This window comes from Actinomycetospora sp., from assembly GCF_055612215.1.
This window is the reverse complement of record NZ_JBVPVA010000619.1, coordinates 1-3,793: the sequence shown is the minus strand read 5'-3', so window position 1 is coordinate 3,793 and position 3,793 is coordinate 1. Positions and strand designations below refer to the sequence as shown.

Annotated in this window: 3 protein-coding genes; all 3 read left to right on the top strand. The window is 76.6% G+C overall.

Going from position 1 to position 3,793, the window contains the following annotated elements; translation table 11 throughout:
* A partial coding sequence (locus tag AC0CYZ_RS17070) for a hypothetical protein (protein ID WP_472217450.1) occupies positions 1–1,146 on the top strand: 1,146 nt, incomplete at its 5' end.
* Between the two features lie 39 nt (positions 1,147–1,185).
* Complete coding sequence (locus AC0CYZ_RS17065) at positions 1,186–2,502, top strand: beta-galactosidase (RefSeq protein WP_472217448.1); 1,317 nt, start codon at positions 1,186–1,188, stop codon at positions 2,500–2,502.
* Positions 2,503–2,603: 101 nt separating this feature from the next.
* Positions 2,604–3,793, top strand: a 1,190-nt coding sequence (locus tag AC0CYZ_RS17060; protein ID WP_472217447.1) for an oligosaccharide flippase family protein, incomplete at its 3' end; no start/stop codon positions are given.

The following is a 3,793-nucleotide window of genomic DNA, read 5'->3' as shown; positions in this document are numbered from 1 at the left end:
GCGGTGCTCGCCTTCGACCCGTTCATCCTCCGCAACGACAGCCGCGTCATGCTCGAGACCCCGGCGACGATGTGGACGCTCGGGGCCTGGCTGCTGCTCCTCGGGGTGCTGACCAACCCGGCGACGCCGTGGGTCCGGCGCTGGCGCGAGGTCGCGGTCGGGGTGGTGTTCGGGTTCGCGCTGACCACTAAGGACATGACCGCCATCCAGATCGTGGTCCCGCTGCTCCTCGCCGTCGTGTGGCGGCGCACCCTCGGACCGGCCCAGACCGGCCGCGTCCTGCTGGGCTCCCTGCTGCCCTACGCCGTGCTCGTCTCCGTCGTCGCCGCGCAGGGCGACCTCGCCGAGTGGACCTCCCAGAAGACCGGCGGCATCCGCCGCATGATCGGCCTCGACCAGATGACCGGCTTCCACGCGTCCAACGTGAACCTGGTCGACCGGCTGATCGCCGAGCTCGCCCGCTTCGGCACCAGCTACGTCCTGCTCGGCGTGTGCCTGTTCGCGGGGCTGGGGACGGTGTTCGCGAAGTCGACGGCACGGCGGCTCATGGGCCTGATCGGCGTGTCCACCGGCGTGTTCGGGGTGTACGCCGCGACGGCCGGGGCCCTGGAGGAGCAGTTCGGCTACTACACGGTCGTCGTCGCGGTCGTCGTCTCGGCGACCTCCATCGCCGAGCTCCGCGACCGCCGGCCGCGGCTGCGCCGGCCCCTCGCCGTCGTGGCCTCGGTGTTCGTCGTCGCGACCCTCGTCCTGGGGGTCTCGGCCCGCCTCACGGTCGACGACACCTTCCCGCAGACCCGGGCCTGGGCCGAGGCGAACCTTCCACCCGGCGCCCGTGTCGGGCTGACCGGGCCGGTCGCCCAGCTCGCGTTCCTGCCCCACGCGGGCTGGGGCGAGTGGCCGAGCCTGACCCAGCTCCGGGACAACGACGCGCAGTACGTGCTCACCTCGTCCCGCCCCCTGGAGCAGGGGTACGGGGACGCGGCGCCGCAGGTGCTGACCTGGATCACCCAGCACGCCCGTCCGGTGTTCACCGCCCACGGGCCCACGTACGGCGACACGACCGTCTGGCAGATCGACCGGCCCGCCCTCGACGCGGCCGTCGCGGCCGGGCAGGACGTCCCGCCGGTCTCCGAGAGCGGCTGAGCCGTGCGCCTGCGGGGGTGGCCGGCGGGGGTCGGCGTGGTGGCGGCGGTGGTCGTCGTGGCGGTCGTGGCGGTACTGACGGTGACCGGTGGCGGCCTGGGCTCGGCCGCGCCGCAGCGGCCGGCGTTCGGGGTGCTCGGGTCCTCCTGCACGCCCGACCGGGTCGCCGCGCTGCGCCGCGCCGGGGCGACCACGGCGATGACCGAGATGCAGTGGGCGCAGGCGGAACCGGCGCCGGGCGTCGTCGACGAGGCCTACCTGGACTCCGTCCGGGCCCGGATCGCCGCCTGCGCCGCGGGGGGCCTGACGGTCGTGCTCGGGCTCGGGATGCACAACCCGCCGTCGTGGGTGCTCGCGCTGCCGTCGGCGAGCTTCCGCGACCAGAACGGGGAGACCTCCTCCGACGGCGAGGCCAACCTCGTGTTCAGCGCCGCGGCGCGCGAGGCCGGCGTCGGGTACCTCCGCGCGGTCGCCGACCGGGTGGGCTTCGAGCACGTGGCCGCCGTGCGGCTCGCCGGGGAGCTCGGCTATCCCGGGTCGGCCCCCGGCAGTGGCACCTTCTGGGCCTTCGACCGCGCCGCCCAGGGCGGCTCCGGACGGGCCGCCGGGGTGGACCCGTCGCCGATGCCCGGCTGGGTCCCGGGGACCCCGACGTGGCTGGGCACGCCGGTCACCGCGGACGCGGCGAGCCGTTGGTACGCCTGGTACACCGGCTCGCTGGCCGGGTCGGTCGTGTGGCTGGCCGACGCGCTGCGCGACGCGGGGTTCACCGGGGACGTCCACGTCCCGCTGGCCGGGCGCGGGGTGCTGCCCGCCGACCGGCAGGAGGCGGTCGGCGGCCTGCTCGACGGTCGCGCCGACCCCGACGGAGCCCTGGAGAAGGGGACCGACTACCCCGCGCAGTTCGGCGTCCTCGCCGACCTCGACGCCCGGCTGCGGGCGCAGTCCCCGCCGTCGCGGCTGCTGGTGGACTTCACGAGCCTCGACGACGACAGCGCCGTCCGGGCGCGGGCCGCCGTCCCACCGCAGGACACGTGCCGACCCGACGACACACCCGCCTCGCTCACCGTGGCCGGGCTCGAGCGGGGGGCGACGCAGCGCTGGACGATCGCCCTGGCCCGCGCGGCTGGTCTCGAGGTGGTGGCCGAGAACCCGGGTCCGCCGGGGCAGGCCAACACCGGCGGGACCGCGGAGTCCGACGACGAGGCGGCGCAGATGGTGCAGGCCGGCCGCTACGCCCGCGACTGCGACCTCGAGGCCTGGTACCTCGCCTTCGAGGACCAGCTCTTCGAGCCGGGGTCGGGGATCGACGTGCCCACCTACGCGCGCGTCGTCGCGGGCTCGTCGCCGGGCTGAACGGTAGGGCCCGCCCCCGGCGCTCGGGGGCCGTCCCCATGCCGCCGGGACCCCCGTCGCGGCGACGCTGGACCTCGCCACCCGAGCGAGGAGAGCCCACCATGCGAGACCTGCGAGGACACCAGTCCGCCGCGGCCGGGACCGCGGTCCTGATGGGCGCGATCGCCCTGGCCGCGCCGCTCAACTACGGCTTCGGGCTGGCGCTCGCGTGGCTGCTGCCCGCCGCGGAGTTCGGCGCCGTCAGCGTGCTGCTGACCGTCCTGCTCCTGGCCACCTCGGTCCTCGCGGCGGGCTTCCCGTGGGCGCTCGCCCGCCGGGTCGCGCGCGACGAGTCCGGCGCGGCCGGGTCGGCGGACGCCGCGGCCGCTTTCCGGGCGGCCCTGGTCGGCAACGTCGGGCTCGGGTCGGCGCTCGCGGCCGGGTTCGCCGGTGTCCAGCTCGCCACCGGGGCGATCCTGCCCGGGGCCGGCGCGGGGCTCACGGCGGTCGTCGCGGTCACCATCGTGCTGCTCGCCCTCGGCCAGGTCCTGATCGGCGGGCTGCAGGGCGCCCGGCGCTTCACCGCCGTGAGCGCCGCGCGGGTGGCCGAGGTCGTGGTCAAGGTCGCGGTGGGGGTCGCGGTCGTCGCACTGCTCGGGGCGGGCGTCCTCGGGGTCGGCTGGGCGCTGCTGATCGGCGCCGGCGCCGCTGCGGCCCTCGCGTGGTGGACCGTCCGCGACCGGCTGCCCCGGCTGCGCGGCCCGGTCGCCGGCTGGCGCTCGTTCGCCGCGGCCGCGCCGATGGCCGCGGCTACCGCCGGCTTCGGGCTGATCGGCACGCTCGACGTCCTGCTCCTCGGCGTCCTGGGCGAGGGCCACGGCGTCACCGTCGCCGCGATCGGCAGCTACCAGGCCGCGGCCATCCTCGCGAAGGCGCCCTTCCTGGTCGGCAGCACCGTCTCGGACGTCGTGTTCCCGTTCCTGGCCCGCGCCCGCGGGGCGGTCGAGGCGCACGGCTGGTTCGTCACCGGGCTGCGCTGGGTGCCCCTGGCCCTCGTGCCGATGCTGCTGGTGCTGGCGGTGTGCCCCGCTTCGTTGATCGGGCGGCTGTTCCCGGCCGAGTACGCCGACGCGGCCGGACCGGCTCGGCTGATCGCCCTCGGCACCCTCGGGCTGATCGTCGGCGACATGCTGCTCAAGGCCCTCGTCGCACGCGGGCTGGCCGGTGCGGCGGCGCGGCGCATCCCGGCCGCCGCCGTCGCCGAGGTCGCGACGATGGCCCTGCTGGTGCCGGGCTACGGGGCGCTCGGGGC